Origin of the sequence: Microcoleus sp. B7-D4, assembly GCF_036705125.1 — a bacterium.
GTDB lineage: Bacteria > Cyanobacteriota > Cyanobacteriia > Cyanobacteriales > Microcoleaceae > Microcoleus.
The window spans coordinates 1-17,026 of record NZ_JAUBTT010000090.1 but is presented as its reverse complement, the minus strand read 5'-3'; the positions used below and the strand labels follow the sequence as shown (position 1 = coordinate 17,026).

Sequence of the window (17,026 nt, the reverse complement as noted above, 5' to 3'; positions counted from 1 at the left end):
TAGGCTATAATACGCTTCTAGCAATATCACAATCTGCCTGAATTTGAGTTTTGAGAGCTTCCAGAGAAGCGAATTTTTGTTCGGGTCGCAAAAACTCTACCAAACTCGCGCTCAAGGTTTGACCGTACAAATCCCCAGACCAATCTAACAGGTGAACTTCCACAGTGGGTTGCAGGCCGTCTACCGTGGGGCGGCAGCCAACATTCATCACCCCATTGACAAAAAATAAATTTGATGCTATGCCGGGGATTATAGATTTGGGATTTTCCCGCTGATAGGAAGAACTTTCCTCTTTCATCTTTTCCCCTCCATGCTTCACCGAGACTCGCACCGCGTACACGCCAAAACGTGGCAAAAATTTTTCCGGCGGCAGTTCGATATTAGCAGTAGGAAATCCGATCGTCCTACCCAGCCGCTGTCCCCCAACCACAGTTCCGACTAAACTGTAAGGTCGCCCCAACAACTGATTCGCTCTTGTGAGGTCGCCGGATGCCAGACCTTCGCGGATTGCAGAACTGCTGATCCGATCGCCCTCACCGCAATTATGCAGCGGTACAAGAGCAACATCAATACCGTAACCAGAGGCGATCGACTGCAAATCCACAGCCGTTCCAGCGCGTCCCCGTCCAAACCGAAAATCAACCCCCACACTAATTCGACTCGCTTTTAGTTGTCGCACCAAAATTTCCTCGACAAACTCAGAAGCAGTCAAAGCCGCAAGTTCTCGATCGAACGGCAGCAGCACAAGTTGCTCGACGCCCATTGCTGCGAGCAATTCTACCTTTTCTGCCAGAGGTGTCAGCAGTTTTTTCGGTTGACCCGTAAAAAATTCTTGCGGGTGCGGATCGAATGTCACCACAGTGCCGTAAAGCCGATCGACCCCATCAGAATCGATCCCAGAGAGGCTGTTGCCCTCTGCCCTAGGGCCTATCAAACCATCGAAATTATGGCGGCTGTCGGCTCTATCGGGCGGTGCTGCTGAGTCATTTTCGCAGGTCGCCGGATGTTCGCTTTCCAAATTTTCATCTCTGCCAGCGTTGGAGAGCAAGTTTTGCCCCGACGCAATAACCGTCGCAGAATTTTGCCCAGGCGATCGATTTAAAATTGGCTGCACGACTTGTCGATGCCCTAGGTGCAAACCATCAAAGTTTCCCAAGGCAACAGAAGTTGGAGTCAGAGCAGCGGTACAAGAAGAAGTTACCCACACGCTTAAAATTTTGACATACTTAGCCAGATTGCGATCGCCAGTCGATTTTAGATTTTAGATTTTAGATTTTACTCCACAGATAAATCTGGAAGGTTGAACTTTGGTCTAAACTTTTTGGTTTTCCACGACAGGAGTACGTGGCACGGTATCCGTCTTTGACTGAGGTCAATCGATTTTAGATTTTAGATTTTAGATTTTCGATTGAAGCATTGACCCCACGGATAAATTCGGGGGGCAAGTTTCATGGGATACAGGTTTTTTATTTCACCGGTCCTGAGTCTGCTTTCGGAATGAATCCGGGGGCTTGTATCCTGGATGCTTTCGGTCAGCCCTCGCTTAAATGTCAGATTTCACAGATCTAGATTTCAGAACCATCTGACAATCTCAAATCCATCAGACAGACACTTGAGGCGCTTGCACCAACGCTTCAGACAAATCGTTATCAGGAGGCAGCAATTGTAACGACAAACCTTCCCGCGCCATCAAACTATTCGGGAACCTTTGAGCCACTTCTTCTCCCACCCTGTCTAAAAACTCGTCATTGTGCAGCGGGTCGTGGTGAAAAATCACCAACTTTTTGACATTAGCAGCCTTTGCCACCTTCACCGCTTCCTGCCAAGTCGAATGTCCCCAGCCGACCTTGCTGCTCTTCTCCGCATAATACTCCTCATCGGTATAAGTAGCGTCGTAGATCAGCACATCAGCATCCTGAGCTAAATACAGCACATTTTCGTCTAAACGATCGGGAAAATGTTCGGTATCAGTCACGTAAGCAGCCGAATACCCCCGCCAGTTTACGCGGTAGCCTATAGCTTCGCCCGGATGGTTGAGCAAAGCAGTTTCCACCTTAATCTCTCCGATTTCCAGCGGTTTGCCCACTTCTATATCGTTAAATTTCAGGTCTGCCCCCATAATTTGCAGGGGTACCGGAAAATTGGGGTGCAGCATCTGGTCGTGGAGGCGCTGCTGGATAGTAGCCTTATTAGGAGCAATAGCCCCATAGATGTGAAAGCAGTTCCCAGGAATAAAAGCTGGGACAAAAAATGGGAATCCTTGAATGTGATCCCAGTGAGAGTGAGTAAAAAACATATGAGCTTTTACGGGCATCTGGGACAGAAGAGTTTGTCCCAAAACCCGCAATCCAGTACCGCCATCGAAAATTAGGCGACTGTCACCCACTCGCATTTCTACACAGGGCGTGTTGCCCCCGTAACGTACTGTTTCTGCTCCGGGAGACGCTATGCTACCTCTAACGCCCCAGAAGTGAACCGTGAATTGGTTTTGCATACTAGACATGGGTTTTCTTGCAAGATTGTTCCGGCGAGTTATCGGTAAGGTGTTTACATATTACTAAGGGCTTTACCATCAAACCCAAGTTCTTTGACGGTCGAGTTCCCCACTTGTTGGAAGTGCCAAGAGTCTCGCTCATCGCGAGAATGCAAAACTGTTGGGCTTGACAACTGAGCAATAAATTACAAGGTAGACTAATCAAGTCTCGATCGTAACTATTCTTTTCCTCTCTTCACTAGCCTAACCTCCGCAGACACACTTTGGGGCAGCAGTTCTGTCTGAGTTTGGTCAAAAGCCGCTGTTTGTTCCAGCCTCCGCATTTGCCGAACCTGATCGCGCGGTTGCTTGTTTGCCCTGCTGCTTTACGGGTTGGAACGCGGATGATGGCTTTCCTGCTATCTAGTCCGGTTGAGCGACCATAATATGCAGGTGTCGGGGCTGTTTTGCGCCGATATCTGGCTGATGTTGCCGATCGGGCCTAAAGGCGCCTCTACAAGAATGACGGTTAATTTACCCGACTTGAGATGGTCCCGCCATTTAACCCCTGCCCATGAGCATCAGGGACTCCTTTTTAGCAGAACCCGGTTTAACTAACTCAACTCCCATTAATTCCAAAATCTTAGCAGTTTAGGAATGCTTCTGCTATTAATTATCAAGCAATACTGTCTGGATTGTCTGCCCGCCCAGAGGCGGCGGTTCGTCCCGCTAGCGGTCAAGCTGAACCCAGCCTCATCTGACACCGGGTAGCAGCGACATCCCCAGCCTGCGGGCAAAAGGCTAAATTTTCGTCCTGCATTTCTTGGCGGACGAATTGAATCACTCAAAATTCCCCTATTTTCGGAAATTAAAAAATTTCGAGTTTTTGCCATCATGCCAACTCCGATCGGCATTCTGTCTCAAGAGTGATGCAGAAATATTCCCTGTTAACCTGTGGTGCTTTTCTCAACTATCTTCAATAGCTCTATTTTTGGTAAGGATTTCTCGGAATTCGGCGCAGTTGCGGTACTGGCCACGGGTTTGAATTTCGGGTATCATAGAGTCTTAGACTCTTGTTTGCCGAGAATCTAAATCACTGCTAAAAACGCCTGGATAACTTTAAGTTTTTTTTCAAAAAAGTCAGTATGAATCAAGTTAAAAAAACTACAAGCAAGCTGAATAGATCGCCTGTGAAAGTGTCCGATCGCACTTTGGAACTCGGTAATCTCCCCTTGAGCGACCTGTCTGTAGAAATGACGGATGGCCAAGCTTTGAGGAAATTTAGTTCGGACGATCGCCCGCCGGGAACCCCAACAGCCACAGGTCGGACTGCCGAAACAATGCGCTGGGGGGCAGATGGCAAGAGCGATCGGGCCCGATCGCCTGTGGTTTCTACTGCGTTTCTCAAGTGGCTGCTAGAGAGTTTGACTCGATCGAAAGGTTGGCTGGCAGTTGTCACCCTGGCAGCAGTTTGGGGGTGGTGGAACAGTCAGTTACTGTTTTCCACAGGCCTGGGGATAGCAGCGATGATGCTGGTTTACCGAGGGCAGTCGTGGGACTGGCAATTGCTGCGAGCAAAAGGCGAACAATTTTGGGAGGGCCCGAACCGCCGCTTCGTTTTAGCCGTCGGCACCGGCGGCATTGCTACCTTGGGCGCTTACATGAGTTTGGCGATTTGGGCTGACTCAAGCAGCCACTGGATGGCTTTGAGCCTAATTTTGCAGAATTTGGGCACGATCGCGATTCCCTGGCTGTTGCTGCGGCAAGGGTTGAGTCTGGGGGCCGCAAAAGATGAAGTGGTGCTCGATCGCATCTTGGCGGATTTGACTGATGCTGACCCCGTGAAGCGTTTGATTGCAGTGCGGCAAATGACCGATTTGGTGAATCAGGGTGGGTTTGGCCCTGTGAGCTCTGTCAAAAGTTCGTTAGCGAAGCCCTCGCAGAGGATCGCCCGTTCCCGCGCTGCCGAGTGCTTTCGCCTGATGCTGAGTCGGGAACCAGAAGCTTTAGTCCGCAATGCCCTTCTCGAAGGTTTGCAGACTTGGGACGCTACTTATGGCATGGCTTTAAAATCCAAAAGTCAAGTCATCGACTATTAGCTGACCATCAAAAGCGTAAAAAGTAATTTTATGAATATTCGGAGCTTTTACGCGTAGGGGAGCCCTAGGGTCGATCGGAGAATTAGACCCGATCAGATTGGGCGCCGGCATTTCATCCTGAACAATTGGGTTGCCGTCAATATCACAAGCAGATAAAACAGTTCGTCGCGAACTGGTGACAAGTCCTGACACCCAGCGAACTGGATACTTAAAAGTTACTTCTATCAGTCCGCTTTTGGGGGCTCCCATTAACACTGTTGCCCCAGAACCTGTGAAAAATGCTGGGTTTGAAGGTTGGATGGCGACGGCATTGCTAAAAGTAACCCCCCAATGTGCAAACTGGTGTTCTACTACTTCAAAGCATTTCAAGTCTTCTAAAGCTACCCGGACGATCGCAGGTACCGTGGCGCGCGATCGCACCTCTGACCCGGCGGCTGAGCGTTCTGGAGTGGCGACAAAAGACTTTTTGCTGTTTAAATCCATGCTTCGATAGGCTGTATCAAATTCTGCAAACCCGTCTGATTGAAGACTTTTCGCATCAACCATAAAACCCTCGCGATCCCTTTTTCTGAGCAGTTGCATTTTAGTAGACCTCCCTGAGATTAGTTGTTTCTTCTGTTTTGGAATTGATAACGGCGAGGCCCGTGATTGCCAAACCTGCAATTAGGAATCGAAACCCCATCACCCGCCCTCCAACAAAGACTTTCGACCTCAAAAGCCACTGCTCCGCAAAATATCGTGATTAATGATTTGTGATTGGCGAGCGTCGGCAAACCTGCCGCCTGCCTGAAAGCGAGTTCTAATAGTCCTCCTTTCCGAGCGCTTGCTTTCGGGGTTGGCGAACCGACTCTATTTTGTTGAGGGGTCTTACCCATCATTTTGCTATTATCTCCGATCGGCGGTAGTTTGCAAGGGTAAGGATAACTACACAGCCGAATTGCCCAAATCGCAAAACTTACTTGCTGTCTGTAGTTTCACGCTTCACCTGTACTAAAATAGATTTAAATCATTACTCAATCTTTACAAAAACGCCACCAGCTTTGCAAGTTTTTTAAATAAAGACGGGGCGACGGAAAAGAATCTAAAATATAACAGCGATTAAGGTTAGTTTATGCTTGTACCCCTCGGCTTCGGTCAGCGCTCGATAGTTACTTCTCTCGGCAGAATGGTCTACTACACTGCTGAAAAAATGCCTTGGATGGGGTTGCCGACCTCAACTTCGGAAAATAAGCCCAACTTAGTATTTTTTCACGGTTTTGGCGGCGGGTCGAGTGCCTACGAATGGTCGAAAGTTTATCCGGCTTTTGCGACAGAATATCGAATTTTAGCACCGGATTTAATCGGTTGGGGGCGATCGGAACATCCGGCAAGAAATTATCAGGTTGAAGATTATATCACAACGTTGATCGAATTTATCGAAAAAACTTGCGGTAGTCCGACAGAGGTGATTGCTTCTTCGCTAACAGGGGCGATCGCGATTCGAGCTGCGATCGCACGGCCGGATCTCTTCAAATCCCTAATTTTGACCATACCCAGCGGTTTGTCGGACTTCGGACAAGATTACGGCAGCAGTTTCTTCGCTAAGCTAGTCAACACGCCGATTTTAGATCGCTTGCTCTACAGTACCGGAATCGCCACAGACGGCGGCATCCGTAGCTTCCTAGAACAACGCCAATTTGCCGATTCGCGTCGCGTTTACCAAGAAATTGTTGATGCTTACCTCGAATCTGCTTTGGAACCAAATGCAGAATACGCAGCCCTGTCTTTTGTGCGGGGAGATTTGTGCTTTGATTTGTCGCTGTACATCACTCAGCTAACAACGCCGACAGCGATTATTTGGGGAGAAAAATCGCAGTTTACCGGGCCCGATATCGGCCAGCGGTTGGCAAATCTCAACCCCGAAGTAATCAAAGTTTTTCAACGTCTGGAAAACGTAGGTTTGACTCCGCAGTTAGAAATTCCCGCTGTCACGATTGGCTTAATTAAGCAATACTTAAAATTGCTTTCGGAAGGGTAAAGAAGTTCGGCAACGGATTTTGTAACGGATGTAACGGATGTAACGGATGTAACGGATGTAAAGGATGTAAAGGATAGAAGGAAGAAGGAATATGAATTCCCTCTTCCCATTAGCAATGACTACTGACTACTGACTACTGACTACTGACTACTGACTACTGACTACTGACTACTGACTACTGACTACTGACTACTCTTTTACTCGCACGTCGATAACGCTGGCGTTGAAAATGTACTTGTTGCCTTCAAGCTCTAGCGTAGTGCCAATTTTGACTTTCGTATTACCTAAAACCGGGCCATTTTCAGTAAGTTGACCTTTTCCCTCTAAGGTAAACATCATATTTTTGCTGAAGGATTCTTCTTCTCTGGGATCGGGGAGAGCTTTCAGAGTGCCGTTGGGCTGAGGAACTGCTAGGGTTCTGGTGAGAGTTTTGACAGATTTAATGGTAATCTGACCGGAGGGTTGATTGCGGATCACTACATTGATTTTATCGCCAGCTTTGAACAAATCTTGAACGTTTGTTCCTTTGAGACCGATCGCAATTGCATCAATTTCTACAGGTTTGACACTGGTGCCGACTTGGGCGACGGAACCGCCAGAAGTGCCGGGAAAGAAGAAGATTCCGACTGCAACTAGCAGTACGATTAGAGCTGCAGCTACGTCTAGGATGCTGAGTTTGCCGAACAGTCGGCCTTGAGAATCCAAAATTTTCATAAATCGCCTATTATACTGATAGCGACAGGAGTATGTTTACAAGCTCAGGACTTACACAGACATCGATGAAAAACAGATGCTGCTATTGCTGAGCTACCGCTGGCAATGACATACTTTATTGATGCGTAAGTCCTGAAGCTAAAAGATATTACCACAACGATCGCCCCAAATCCGCATGACTGGGGCACTTAACCCAGAAGGCAGTTGACGGCGGTTGGTTGGGCTGCGGGCCGATCGCCCAGAAGCTGGTGGGGGGGTGAAAAATTGGCAAAAAGCTAGAATAGCAACTAAGCAGCCTCAAATTGCGTCTGCCTATTTAGTGACTTTTCGAGTTTTTCCTACAATTTTATCTAACTTCTGGCACGTATCACTCATGTTAAAAAATTTTTGGTTGACTTGCCGGCGTACTTGTGGCCGGGGGATTTATCTGTTTCTGTCCCTGATGGTGGCTGCGGGTATCTGGGTGGTTTCCCCGGAACCGACTCAAGCATTTTCTTTGCCTGAACTGATTTTCCGAGGCATTCAAGTTATTCAATTGTCGAATATGTCCGATCGCCAAGAGGTGACTATTGGCCGACAAATTAATCAGCAGTTAACCAACAGCGAGTTTAAGATTGACCGCGATCGGGACACTACAGAATATATCAACCGCATCGGTCAACGACTCGCTCAAGAAAGCACTCGCCCGAATATTCCTTATACTTTTCAAGTCATTGACGACGACGCGATTAATGCTTTTGCAACTATGGGCGGTTTTGTTTATGTGAATAAAGGTTTGATGACGGCGGCGGACAATGAGGCAGAATTGGCCAGTGTGATCGCCCACGAAATCGCTCACATTAATGCTCGCCACGCGATTAAACAAATGCGTCAAATGGCCATAGCTTCAGGTGTAGCTTCGGCGACTGGACTCGATCGCTCTCAGGCGGTTCAGATTGGGGTGGAATTGGCCTTGCGGCGCCCCCACAGTCGCCAAGCTGAGTATGAAGCCGATCAGTTGGGATTGCAAACTATGGGGCGAGCGGGCTACGCTCAATCTGGGATGGTTGATTTTATGAAAAAGTTGCTCAACAAGCCTTCTCCTCCTAGCATTTTGAGCACTCACCCGGCAACTGGCGATCGCATTGCTGCTATTTCACAGGCTATAGATCCGGATCTTGCTAGCGGTGAAGGTTTGAATAATGAGGATTACAGGCTAGAAATCCGCAGGCTTTTGGGCTCGTAGAAATGTAAATCAGTCAGGCAATCTCTTCTCTTCTCTTCTCTTTTCTTACTTCGCGATCTTCGCGTCTTCGCGGTTGATTAAAAAACAAATCCAGTTACTAGGGTAAGTCAGCAGCAAGTTAATTGCGATTTAATAGATATCACATCTTGCACCATTCTCAAGAACGGGCTCTCCGGCCCGTTCCACAAGAGATAAATTTTCTTGTGGAACAGGCCGGAAAGCCTGTTCATAAAAGAATTATTGACAATGGTGCAAGATATAAGATAGATCCGACTTAAACTGACATACCCTAAAACTACAAATTGATTTAACACTGCTGTTGAACAATAGAATCGATCGCAGCTTGGGGGGGTGCAATCGGCTGCGGCTTCAATTGCCTGACAACTTCGTCAAACGGCAAAATTCGGACTTGATTGTTAAATACATTTACTTGATAAACTCTGCGGTAGCTGAGGTCAAATCCTGTCAGCCAGCCGCTTTTGGGATGATAAGCACCCGTGTCAATATCCAACCACCCTTCGCCCCTGACTAATTCGCCCGGTCTGACCCCATGAAAGGTAAAGGTGATCGTGTGACCGGTAATAATTAATTTATTGGGAAAATAGGGTTTCGACATGGTGTGAAATTCCCTGCGAATCCAACACAGTTGTTCGATCGACTGTTCATCGATCGACAGATGGGGGTCAACGCCGGCGTGAACCAGCCAGATGTCCCCTAAGTCCAGGTGCGTGGGGAGCGATCGCAGCCACTCTAAGTGTTTATACGGCATCATCCCTGTATCTCTGTAGCTCGCTACTGTCGCATCGCCACCACTGTATAGCCAAGATTGCCACGCTCGCATATCCATAGGCGTCCCCGACAAAGCCTCCAGCATCAGTTGTTCGTGGTTGCCCAACAGAGTTTGGTAGGGGCTTTGCTGCACAAAATCTAATACCTGAGCGCTTTTGGGGCCACGATCGATTAAGTCTCCCAAAAAATAGACGCGATCGTTCGAGCTGGGGGCAAGTGCCTCTAGCAGGGTCATTAAGCCGTCGTAATGCCCGTGTACGTCCCCGATAACAATGCGCCGATGCTCCATTGTGTTTATCCGCTTCCCTGACTCAAAAGCCCCATCTCTAGCTTATAGCATCTGATTTTGCTGCTATTTGCCTCCCCTCTTTTACGGTGGAGGGGTGTCACCCATTATACTGCTTTGTATAAAGATTCTGTAAAGCTCGCCAGTCTCTGTTTGCGTAGCTACTGGTAGAAACACAGGCAAGCTGTTAATTGTGCTTCTGCAACTGCTGTTACTGAGGCAAAGCTTTGAGTTATTTCACGCGCTAGGGTGTAGGGTGCATCAGCGATTAGCCGACCGATTAAGTCGAAAATAATCCTAGCTGATACCCCCTAAAATACGATCGAGCCTTAACTATTGTTACTGAGTCAAAGCTTTGAGGAATGTCTGGAGTTCTGCCAAAAAACCTTTCTTTTTTAGAGGTTTTGCAGGTGCGGTGGAGTCAGGATCGGCGCTTGGGAGAGAAGCGGCTAAAATCCGCTCTAAATCGTCTCCGACAGGTTTTTGGGCGGTTTCAGAAATTAGTTTGTATTCGTCGTTTGTTTCCAACCACACTTGCCAGGATTGGGGGTAGCAGCGGAATAAAGCAGCAGTGTCTAGGGGTCTGATATAGTAGCAGGATTCGATTTTGCTGAGGAATCGATCGCGCAATTGGCGGCCCGCATAGCCTATACCTATGGTGGCAACATCTTCGAGGCGCGGGTTGAGTAGAATTACTGGGCGACCGGCCGCAGCTATGTAAAGTTTTTCGACTTGGGCAACTTCTACGGCTGCTGGATTGATCAAAATGAAAAGTTGATCTTCCGGCGCTATTTTATCTTCAACAGGAGTACGACTGCTGCCTAAATCAGTGACTTTAAACGGTGTTTCTCCCCAGTCACGGCGCGCGAGGGCTGCCGCACCGGTGTCGGGAAAAAATACTTTTACTCCGGGGTAGATTTCCTCAAATTCTGGGAGGAATTGTAGGGTGATAGACTGTGCTTGCAGGGCGATTTCTGGAAATACTAATTCGACTTGCAGTAGAGTTTTGCCGTCCGAGAGGGCAGCGGCGGTTGCAATGCGGGATTGGGCGATCGCCTCGTTGAGATCCTTGGGCAGTTCTGTCATTAATCTTATTGTTTTTACTCGACTTCTCTCAATCTAATTTTACCTGAGATATTGCACCATTCTCAATTACCTATTTATGAAGGGGCAAGATGCCCGTTCCACAAGAAAATTCACTCTTTGTGGAAAGGGCATCCGGCTTTCCGTTTAGGAACAGGCTTTTCGGCCTGTTCCACAAAAAAAATTGACTCTTTGTGGAACGGGCATCTTGCCCGTTCTGGAGCATAATGCAATATCTAAGTTTTACCGCCTCAAGCAACAAAAGCTAACACCGACACGGGTGAACCGGAACCTCCCAAAAGGCGCAATATTCCGATAACTAAAGTCATTTCAGCCGCAGGTAACAAGTCTAGATTTGCTAGATTTTCCAGCACTATTCGCTGCTTTTCCAATACCAATTTGTTAACCGCAAAACTTTCATCTCGCCCGGTATCGACTCCGTGAGTGTCGGTTCCAACTCCCGCGATAGAGCGTTCTTCTAGCAAAAATTGAGTGGCTGCTTTGCCAAATCCCGGAAAGTGGCAAATTCCGCGATCGTCTCGGTTGAAAAATGCTTTCTCGTCCTCCCATTTTTCTTGCCACCCAGTATACAATAAAACTAGATTTGCCGGTTCTATAAGTTTGTGCTGCCGTTCCCAAGTCAATATATCATCAATTGTTAAAGTGTAGTCGGGATTGGCAAGACTTTGCTCTCGGATGTCGATCGCAATTGCGGGCACAACGAGCGACTGCGGGGAATAATTATCAATGCTGGCGCCTCCTGCATAAAAGCTGTTGGGTGCGTTGATGTGAGTGCCACTGTGTTCACCCATCGAAAATTTTCGCAGGAAATACCCGTCTGTTTCTATTTGAGATACTGTGGCAATTTCTGTCGCTGGATCTCCTGGCCAAATGGGAATATTTGGGTGAATTGAATGGGTTAAGTCTACAATTTTGCTGTAGGCGATCGTTTTTAAGTTATTTGAGTTAAAGTTGTTTATCATCAGGTTAAATATATCTATTATTTATTAAACCAAGTTGATCTTTTGACCTTCTGCGAGATAAATCTAAAATCTAAAATCTAAAATCTAAAATCTAAAATCTAAAATTCGATTAGTCGATCGAGCGTTGCTTCCATCACATCCTTTGTTTGCCCGGAAACAGTATACACCAAAGCTTCTCGATAAACTCTCCCGGCGGGGTGTAGCACACCGTTAGCAGCGCCGCTAGAAACTGCAACTGCAGCGTGCCCGCAACGCACCGCTAAATCAATGGCTTGAGCTCGCAACGCTAATTGTTCTGCTTTCGAGCTATGTTGAGATTGTGAGAAATTCTGTTTTAGCCGATCGAGCTTTTGCTCTAGTTTTTGGCAAGCCGCCGTTATAAAAGGTGAATTCTTAGCAGCCGCCGCTGCTGCAATTACATCTAATCCCGCTCGAATACAGCCAAAAGTACCCGGAACAAAATTCAGTATATTTTTGCTGTCGTTTTCCGAAATCCAGCCGACAGGTTTAACTGAAATTATTTCCGATTCATGCAGCAACCAATTATCGAGAGTTGCTGTCACAGTATTAGTCGAGTTCATGGCGATTAACTGCATGATTTCGCTACAAGATATTTTACCATATTCGCCTTCAATATTGGCAAAAGGCACTAAACCGAAAACAGCGCGTTCGTCAGGAAGTACCGCCGCTACAATAAACTTTTGAAACAAGCGAAAACCTGTTACCCAAGGAACTTTTCCTAACAGTAAATAGCCATCTTTTGTGGGAGTTGCGGTGACGGCCGGATTGCCCGATCGCCTCAAATGCGAAAACCCAATACCCAAGCGTAACTCTTTTTGGGCGATCGCGGGCAAGTATCTGCTTTTTAGCATTTCATTGTCGCTGTTGGCAATCATCGCAGTTGCGCTGTGGTGCTGAGTTTGCAGGAAAGACAAAGCGCCGGAATATCGAGCCGTCAATTCCTGATATTTGTAAAAAATCTCCGGTGCAATTTCGGCACCGCCCCATTTTTGGGGAACTCGCAATGCTAAGAGCGATCGATCTTCCAATCCCGCAACTGCTGTTTTCAGGGCTTCCGAGTCGCTGTCGATAATTTCCGCGTGGGGTGAAACGCACTTTTGTAGGTAAGTTTCTGTGGTGTTGAGAATATCTTGAAAATCCATGTTTTATAATTATTTTATAGCAGAGGTAGGGACGCGGCAGTGCCGTGTCCCTACTTATTTCCTCACATTGTGCACCCTTATCAAGAACAGGCAAGATGCCTGTTCCACAAGAAATAAATTCTATCTATTGTGGAACGGGCATCTTGCCTGTTCATAAAAGGCTGACTGAGAATGCCAAAACTAACTCATTGCCACACTTTCCAAGGAGCCTTCCCTTCATCCCAAAGTTCGTTTAAATACTTGTACTCTCGAAAAGTATCCATCGCAAAGAAAAAGCCGTCATGACGGTAAGCCATCAACTGTCCGTCTGCAGCCAAACGCTGCATCGGCTCCTGTTCTAAAATACAATCATCTCCCCCCAAATAGTCAAATACCCGGCGGTTAAATATCATATATCCAACACTGATCCAGCCATCTATTTGAGGTTTCTCAGAAAACTGTACTACGCGGCTATCGCTGTCTACATCCAAAATTCCAAAGCGAGAAATCGGGCGAAATGTAGTGACAGTTGCCAGCTTACCGTGAGACTTGTGAAAATCCATCAAGGCGTCAATATCGACATCAGCAACTCCATCGCCGTATGTCACCATGAAATTCTCGCGATCGATATATTTTTCGATTCGTTTTACCCGCCCTCCTGTCATGCTTTCCGCGCCAGTTTCAGCCAGTGTCACCTTAAAATCTTGTTCAAGATGCTCCTCGTGATAAGTGATAATATTTTGGCGTCCCAGACAGATAGTAAAGTCATTGTTCATGGCTTCATAATTGAGGAAATATTCTTTAATCATGTTGCCGCGATAGCCCAAGCACACAATAAAGTCTTGGAAACCGTAGTGTGCATATATCTTCATGATGTGCCAAATAATTGGATGCCCCCCCACCTCAACTAAGGGTTTGGGACGAAATTCTGTTTCTTCTCTGAGACGAGTACCGAGACCACCTGCTAGGATAACTACTTGCATTTTTTCAATTTTTTAAAGATGATTAATTAATTTATCATCAATAATCAGTGATTTATTCAAAGAATTATTAACTTTTTCTCATAGTGAGTGAAGCTTTGTAAACCACAGAAATCACAAACTATTCTCAATAATCGTATGCTGGGCGCCCAGCCCCCTCTATTTACGTCTATTTATGAATAATCCTAGGGTGCGCGCCCAGAACAATGTATTTAAATATTGCGGGAAATTTCTACTTAACCGTAGGTCGCGCACTGCACACCGTATATTTAAATGCGGCGCGCTATTTCTAACTTATACCAATTTTTTATGAGGTTGCATAGAATCCGATTCCCCCTAGCCAAGAGGGCGGGCACGGGGGCACCGCCCCTACTAAGGGGGGGACAAGATTCTTCTCTTTCGTCCCCCTTATTAAGGGGGAGTAGGGGGTATGCGAGGGGGATCGAGATATGTGCAACTTCACATTAAATTGGTATTACGAATGGTAGATTAGGAAATAGACAAACAAAGCCAACACCTCTACTAAATATAAGGAAGAGATTCAACAGCAATGAAAACTCAACTCGATCGCCTAAAAAAGTTTTTAGGTATCCTGTGTGCGATCGCCTCAATAATTATATTATTCCAATCGGCTATACCGGGTGTTTACGCCACGGTTGTTGCACCGAAAATCTCAACCATATCACAAACCACCATAGCTTTTGTACCCAACATACCGGGCGGCGGATTAGACTTTCACGAATCAGCAGGAGGACACACTTTAGAGAGACACGTTGGTAAAACAGAAGCACAACTAGCACAGCGACTCGCAAGCGAAACGAGAATTCCTGCCGCATCTTCTTTTACTGATCGTTCCGTCGCCGAAGCGGCTATTGCAGAAGCAATGAACAGAAATCAAAGTGCGATCGACTCTTGGGTGAAAAGTCGAGGCAATCGTTATACGATCGACTACAATGCCAACAGAATAATTGGCATTACTGTGCGTCGCCGCGCCTCCAAAGCAACTTCAACATCTCGCCTGAGAATCGTCCTCCAGCGCCGCGCCAAATTACCTCCCGGATACTTTATTCTCACAGCTTATCCCCAATGATCGATCAATTTCCTCATTTAACCCAATTTTTCAGTTCCTACTTTCACCAAGACTGGCCGTTAGAAGCTGACACTCCCAGCGATGTAGTGAACAACTACCGCAGCAGCGAACCGCGCCCAAGTGTTGAAGCTGCATCGCAAGAGATCAGCAAACTGCTAGAAATGCCGATCGCCCCCGCCGATTTAGAAGCATTCATCCTCGATGAATTAGGGTGTTACTACGACCCACAATCCGAAAATCAAACAGTCCGAGAATGGTTGGAATCGGTGCAAAAATCTTTGAATAATCCCAGCTAAAATCTATATATTTGTAAGGACGCGGTAGTGCCCTGTCCCACAATTTGTCTATATATTTGTAAGGACACGGCGCCGTGCCCAATGCGTGTCAAATTAAGCTTTTCGTCCGCTAGTCCTCGCGCCTACCCGCCAGTCCGCCAGGGAATGAATTCCACGGGGCTTATAGCCAAAGTCCTCTAAAAGAGGACTGAATAATTCATTAGTCCTCTTTTAGAGGACTTCAGCTTTGAGGCAGGGGTTTCAACCCCTGTCGGACTATCGGTTTAACGTTAAGTAGACACCAATGGGCTTTTGGAGTGTCTCTACAAGTTGTTCACAATCTAATAGGATAGCTAGCTCACTTGCTAACCGTCAATAAGTAGCCTTCGTGGACGTTGAAATTAGGGATAACATAAGCCAAGCTGCCGCTACCCACGGAAAAACTTTCTTCTTTAACGGTGACAAGCTTTGGCACGGATCCTTCTTGATTGTTGGGAATCTTTTCTAACTTTAGAGTTATTTTCTGACCCCTTTGAATACCTAGCTGCTCCAAATTGCCGAGGGTTAATGTTACCGTTGTTGCTGAGGAAAAATTGGGGTCGAAATAACCTAAAAGTACCTGTGCTTTACCTTCAGGATTTGACTTGCTGGCTAAAGCGACAAGGCGATTGTTATTTGACCAACTCCGCACCCGCGAATTAACTCCGTCAGCATAAGCTTTGTAAGCCCACCAAGCTGCTCTTGGCTCAAAAGTATTAGGCGTGACCATCCCACTCAGCGTATTATTGAAGCAATTGCTAACTTTATTTGGCCCTTTAGTATCCCAACAAGCTCTGCAAGCACCGTCAGCTTTTGCATACTCTAAGTTATACAAATAACCTAAGATTTCCCCCGGCTGGTACTGCGCTAAGTTCCCGACAATTTCGTTGACGTAAATTTTTTGCAATTTCAGTTCCTTGTAAGAGGGACTTTGCTGAAAATTGCGTTTAGCCTCAATTACGTGATCGTCAACAAATAAAATCATCGTGTCGTTAAGTTCGTGCCATGAGAGGAAATTAACTTCAAGTTTGTTAGCCTTGCAGTAATCCAAAAAAGCGGCGAGATATTCTTTGCTGTAGCGGCCGAGGCTCGGCCCGCCAATCATTGCTGACGGCCCCAATTCTTCCCGCAAGATTTTGTAAGCTCTTTTGTAAGTTTCAAAGAATTGTTCTCTGCTTCCGTTCCAAAATGGATCTTTCCAATCTGGCTCATTCCATACATCCCAAATAATTTTTTTGCCTTTATTTTGCTGAGCTAATTGCCGCACGAATGCTTCCCAGGCGGGGTAGTTTTGATAGGGCCAGCCATTGGGATTGCTACCGTAGCCCCACAAGTCGCTAACTACTAACTGAAACTCGGCTCCGCTGGCGATTATGCGATCGTAAATATCGAGTCTCCCCGCCCGCCAAAGTTTGGGCTGCAAGGGTTTGATAGAACTATCCGGGGGTTTTGCGGTATCGATTCCGTGCAGGATGCCGCTCATGGAAATTGTACCGGTGGCTGGCTGTCCAAAATCTACTGTAACGTTCGATCGCAGTTGGGCGATCGCTCTTGGCTGTCCCAAATAGGCTATTAACAGAACAGTGACAATAGCTAAACAAATTGGCAGCAGTTTATTAATACGTGGGAACTTGAATGTAAATTGCATATCTTTTCTTTGGTTGATGTTTTGTGGAAGGGGCCGGAGAGCCCGTTCCTAAGAATGCTGCAAGAGCTCAGTTTTAACGAACCGATGAAAACACTTCAAAACCCTGTAAGCTGTTGTACCTTTAAATAGGGTATAATAAAAAAGGAGTTTAGTCAATCTCTACAAAAATGCCAGCTAAAAACC

General features: G+C 46.7%; 15 protein-coding genes. 5 read left to right on the top strand and 10 right to left on the bottom strand.

Annotation, left to right across the window (positions count from 1 at the left end; translation table 11 throughout):
- Positions 1 to 4 precede the first annotated feature (4 nt).
- Together QUB12_RS28775 and QUB12_RS28770 are read right to left on the bottom strand one after the other, a co-directional pair.
- The gene (locus tag QUB12_RS28775; protein ID WP_333143740.1) at positions 5 to 1,207 is read right to left on the bottom strand and encodes a bifunctional riboflavin kinase/FAD synthetase; all 1,203 of its coding nucleotides are present in this window, start codon (positions 1,205 to 1,207) and stop codon (positions 5 to 7) included.
- A 393-nt stretch (positions 1,208 to 1,600) separates the two neighbouring features.
- Entirely contained in the window at positions 1,601 to 2,503 is a 903-nt protein-coding gene (locus tag QUB12_RS28770; RefSeq protein ID WP_333309468.1) for an MBL fold metallo-hydrolase, read from the bottom strand.
- A 1,115-nt stretch (positions 2,504 to 3,618) separates the two neighbouring features.
- Here QUB12_RS28770 and QUB12_RS28765 point away from each other — a divergent pair.
- On the top strand, positions 3,619 to 4,572 hold the full coding sequence (locus QUB12_RS28765) for a hypothetical protein (RefSeq protein WP_333143738.1): 954 nt from the start codon (positions 3,619 to 3,621) through the stop codon (positions 4,570 to 4,572).
- On the opposite strand, the gene QUB12_RS28760 is transcribed toward QUB12_RS28765, so the two are convergent.
- Positions 4,540 to 5,118 carry a hypothetical protein gene (locus QUB12_RS28760; RefSeq protein ID WP_333309467.1) on the bottom strand — a complete coding sequence of 193 codons (579 nt, stop codon included), beginning with the start codon at positions 5,116 to 5,118 and terminating at the stop codon, positions 4,540 to 4,542. The genes QUB12_RS28765 and QUB12_RS28760 overlap by 33 nt on opposite strands.
- Before the next feature lie 565 nt (positions 5,119 to 5,683).
- Between QUB12_RS28760 and QUB12_RS28755 the strand changes: the two genes are divergently transcribed.
- The gene (locus QUB12_RS28755; RefSeq protein ID WP_333309464.1) at positions 5,684 to 6,589 is read left to right on the top strand and encodes an alpha/beta hydrolase; all 906 of its coding nucleotides are present in this window, start codon (positions 5,684 to 5,686) and stop codon (positions 6,587 to 6,589) included.
- 189 nt (positions 6,590 to 6,778) lie between these two features.
- Here QUB12_RS28755 and QUB12_RS28750 read toward each other — a convergent pair whose 3' ends face one another.
- Complete coding sequence (locus QUB12_RS28750) at positions 6,779 to 7,303, bottom strand: DUF4330 domain-containing protein (RefSeq protein WP_333143735.1); 525 nt, start codon at positions 7,301 to 7,303, stop codon at positions 6,779 to 6,781.
- A gap of 373 nt (positions 7,304 to 7,676) precedes the next feature.
- On the opposite strand from QUB12_RS28750, the gene QUB12_RS28745 reads away from it, so the two are divergent.
- The gene (locus QUB12_RS28745) at positions 7,677 to 8,528 is read left to right on the top strand and encodes a M48 family metallopeptidase (protein WP_333309492.1); all 852 of its coding nucleotides are present in this window, start codon (positions 7,677 to 7,679) and stop codon (positions 8,526 to 8,528) included.
- A gap of 307 nt (positions 8,529 to 8,835) precedes the next feature.
- Here QUB12_RS28745 and QUB12_RS28740 read toward each other — a convergent pair whose 3' ends face one another.
- The 5 genes from QUB12_RS28740 to rfbF form a co-directional block, all read right to left on the bottom strand.
- A complete protein-coding gene (locus tag QUB12_RS28740) occupies positions 8,836 to 9,606 on the bottom strand; it encodes a metallophosphoesterase family protein (RefSeq protein WP_333199212.1) in 771 nt (256 codons plus the stop codon).
- A gap of 336 nt (positions 9,607 to 9,942) precedes the next feature.
- Complete coding sequence (locus tag QUB12_RS28735; protein WP_333309461.1) at positions 9,943 to 10,689, bottom strand: DUF1995 family protein; 747 nt, start codon at positions 10,687 to 10,689, stop codon at positions 9,943 to 9,945.
- A 248-nt stretch (positions 10,690 to 10,937) separates the two neighbouring features.
- A complete protein-coding gene (locus QUB12_RS28730; protein ID WP_333309459.1) occupies positions 10,938 to 11,669 on the bottom strand; it encodes a cyclase family protein in 732 nt (243 codons plus the stop codon).
- 98 nt (positions 11,670 to 11,767) lie between these two features.
- A complete protein-coding gene (locus QUB12_RS28725; RefSeq protein WP_333309456.1) occupies positions 11,768 to 12,832 on the bottom strand; it encodes an acyl-CoA dehydrogenase family protein in 1,065 nt (354 codons plus the stop codon).
- Between the two features lie 185 nt (positions 12,833 to 13,017).
- A complete protein-coding gene (gene rfbF / locus QUB12_RS28720) occupies positions 13,018 to 13,794 on the bottom strand; it encodes a glucose-1-phosphate cytidylyltransferase (protein ID WP_333309453.1) in 777 nt (258 codons plus the stop codon).
- A 547-nt stretch (positions 13,795 to 14,341) separates the two neighbouring features.
- Here rfbF and QUB12_RS28715 point away from each other — a divergent pair.
- Positions 14,342 to 14,881 (top strand): RNase A-like domain-containing protein, encoded by a 540-nt coding sequence (locus QUB12_RS28715; RefSeq protein ID WP_333143727.1) that lies wholly within the window; start codon positions 14,342 to 14,344, stop codon positions 14,879 to 14,881.
- The gene (locus QUB12_RS28710) at positions 14,878 to 15,177 is read left to right on the top strand and encodes a contact-dependent growth inhibition system immunity protein (RefSeq protein ID WP_333143726.1); all 300 of its coding nucleotides are present in this window, start codon (positions 14,878 to 14,880) and stop codon (positions 15,175 to 15,177) included. Before QUB12_RS28715 ends, QUB12_RS28710 begins: the two co-directional genes overlap by 4 nt.
- Positions 15,178 to 15,514: 337 nt before the next feature.
- Here QUB12_RS28710 and QUB12_RS28705 read toward each other — a convergent pair whose 3' ends face one another.
- Positions 15,515 to 16,843, bottom strand: a complete 1,329-nt coding sequence (locus QUB12_RS28705; protein WP_333143725.1) for a GH39 family glycosyl hydrolase — start codon at positions 16,841 to 16,843, stop codon at positions 15,515 to 15,517.
- Positions 16,844 to 17,026: the final 183 nt, after the last annotated feature.

Coding starts and splice junctions, on each gene's coding strand:
- QUB12_RS28770 (WP_333309468.1), bottom strand. CDS start 2,503: ATGTCTAGTATGCAAAACCAATTCACGGTTCACTTCTGGGGCGTTAGA.
- QUB12_RS28765 (WP_333143738.1), top strand. CDS start 3,619: ATGAATCAAGTTAAAAAAACTACAAGCAAGCTGAATAGATCGCCTGTG.
- QUB12_RS28760 (WP_333309467.1), bottom strand. CDS start 5,118: ATGGTTGATGCGAAAAGTCTTCAATCAGACGGGTTTGCAGAATTTGAT.
- QUB12_RS28755 (WP_333309464.1), top strand. CDS start 5,684: ATGCTTGTACCCCTCGGCTTCGGTCAGCGCTCGATAGTTACTTCTCTC.
- QUB12_RS28750 (WP_333143735.1), bottom strand. CDS start 7,303: ATGAAAATTTTGGATTCTCAAGGCCGACTGTTCGGCAAACTCAGCATC.
- QUB12_RS28745 (WP_333309492.1), top strand. CDS start 7,677: ATGTTAAAAAATTTTTGGTTGACTTGCCGGCGTACTTGTGGCCGGGGG.
- QUB12_RS28740 (WP_333199212.1), bottom strand. CDS start 9,606: ATGGAGCATCGGCGCATTGTTATCGGGGACGTACACGGGCATTACGAC.
- QUB12_RS28735 (WP_333309461.1), bottom strand. CDS start 10,689: ATGACAGAACTGCCCAAGGATCTCAACGAGGCGATCGCCCAATCCCGC.
- QUB12_RS28730 (WP_333309459.1), bottom strand. CDS start 11,669: ATGATAAACAACTTTAACTCAAATAACTTAAAAACGATCGCCTACAGC.
- QUB12_RS28725 (WP_333309456.1), bottom strand. CDS start 12,832: ATGGATTTTCAAGATATTCTCAACACCACAGAAACTTACCTACAAAAG.
- rfbF (WP_333309453.1), bottom strand. CDS start 13,794: ATGCAAGTAGTTATCCTAGCAGGTGGTCTCGGTACTCGTCTCAGAGAA.
- QUB12_RS28715 (WP_333143727.1), top strand. CDS start 14,342: ATGAAAACTCAACTCGATCGCCTAAAAAAGTTTTTAGGTATCCTGTGT.
- QUB12_RS28710 (WP_333143726.1), top strand. CDS start 14,878: ATGATCGATCAATTTCCTCATTTAACCCAATTTTTCAGTTCCTACTTT.
- QUB12_RS28705 (WP_333143725.1), bottom strand. CDS start 16,843: ATGCAATTTACATTCAAGTTCCCACGTATTAATAAACTGCTGCCAATT.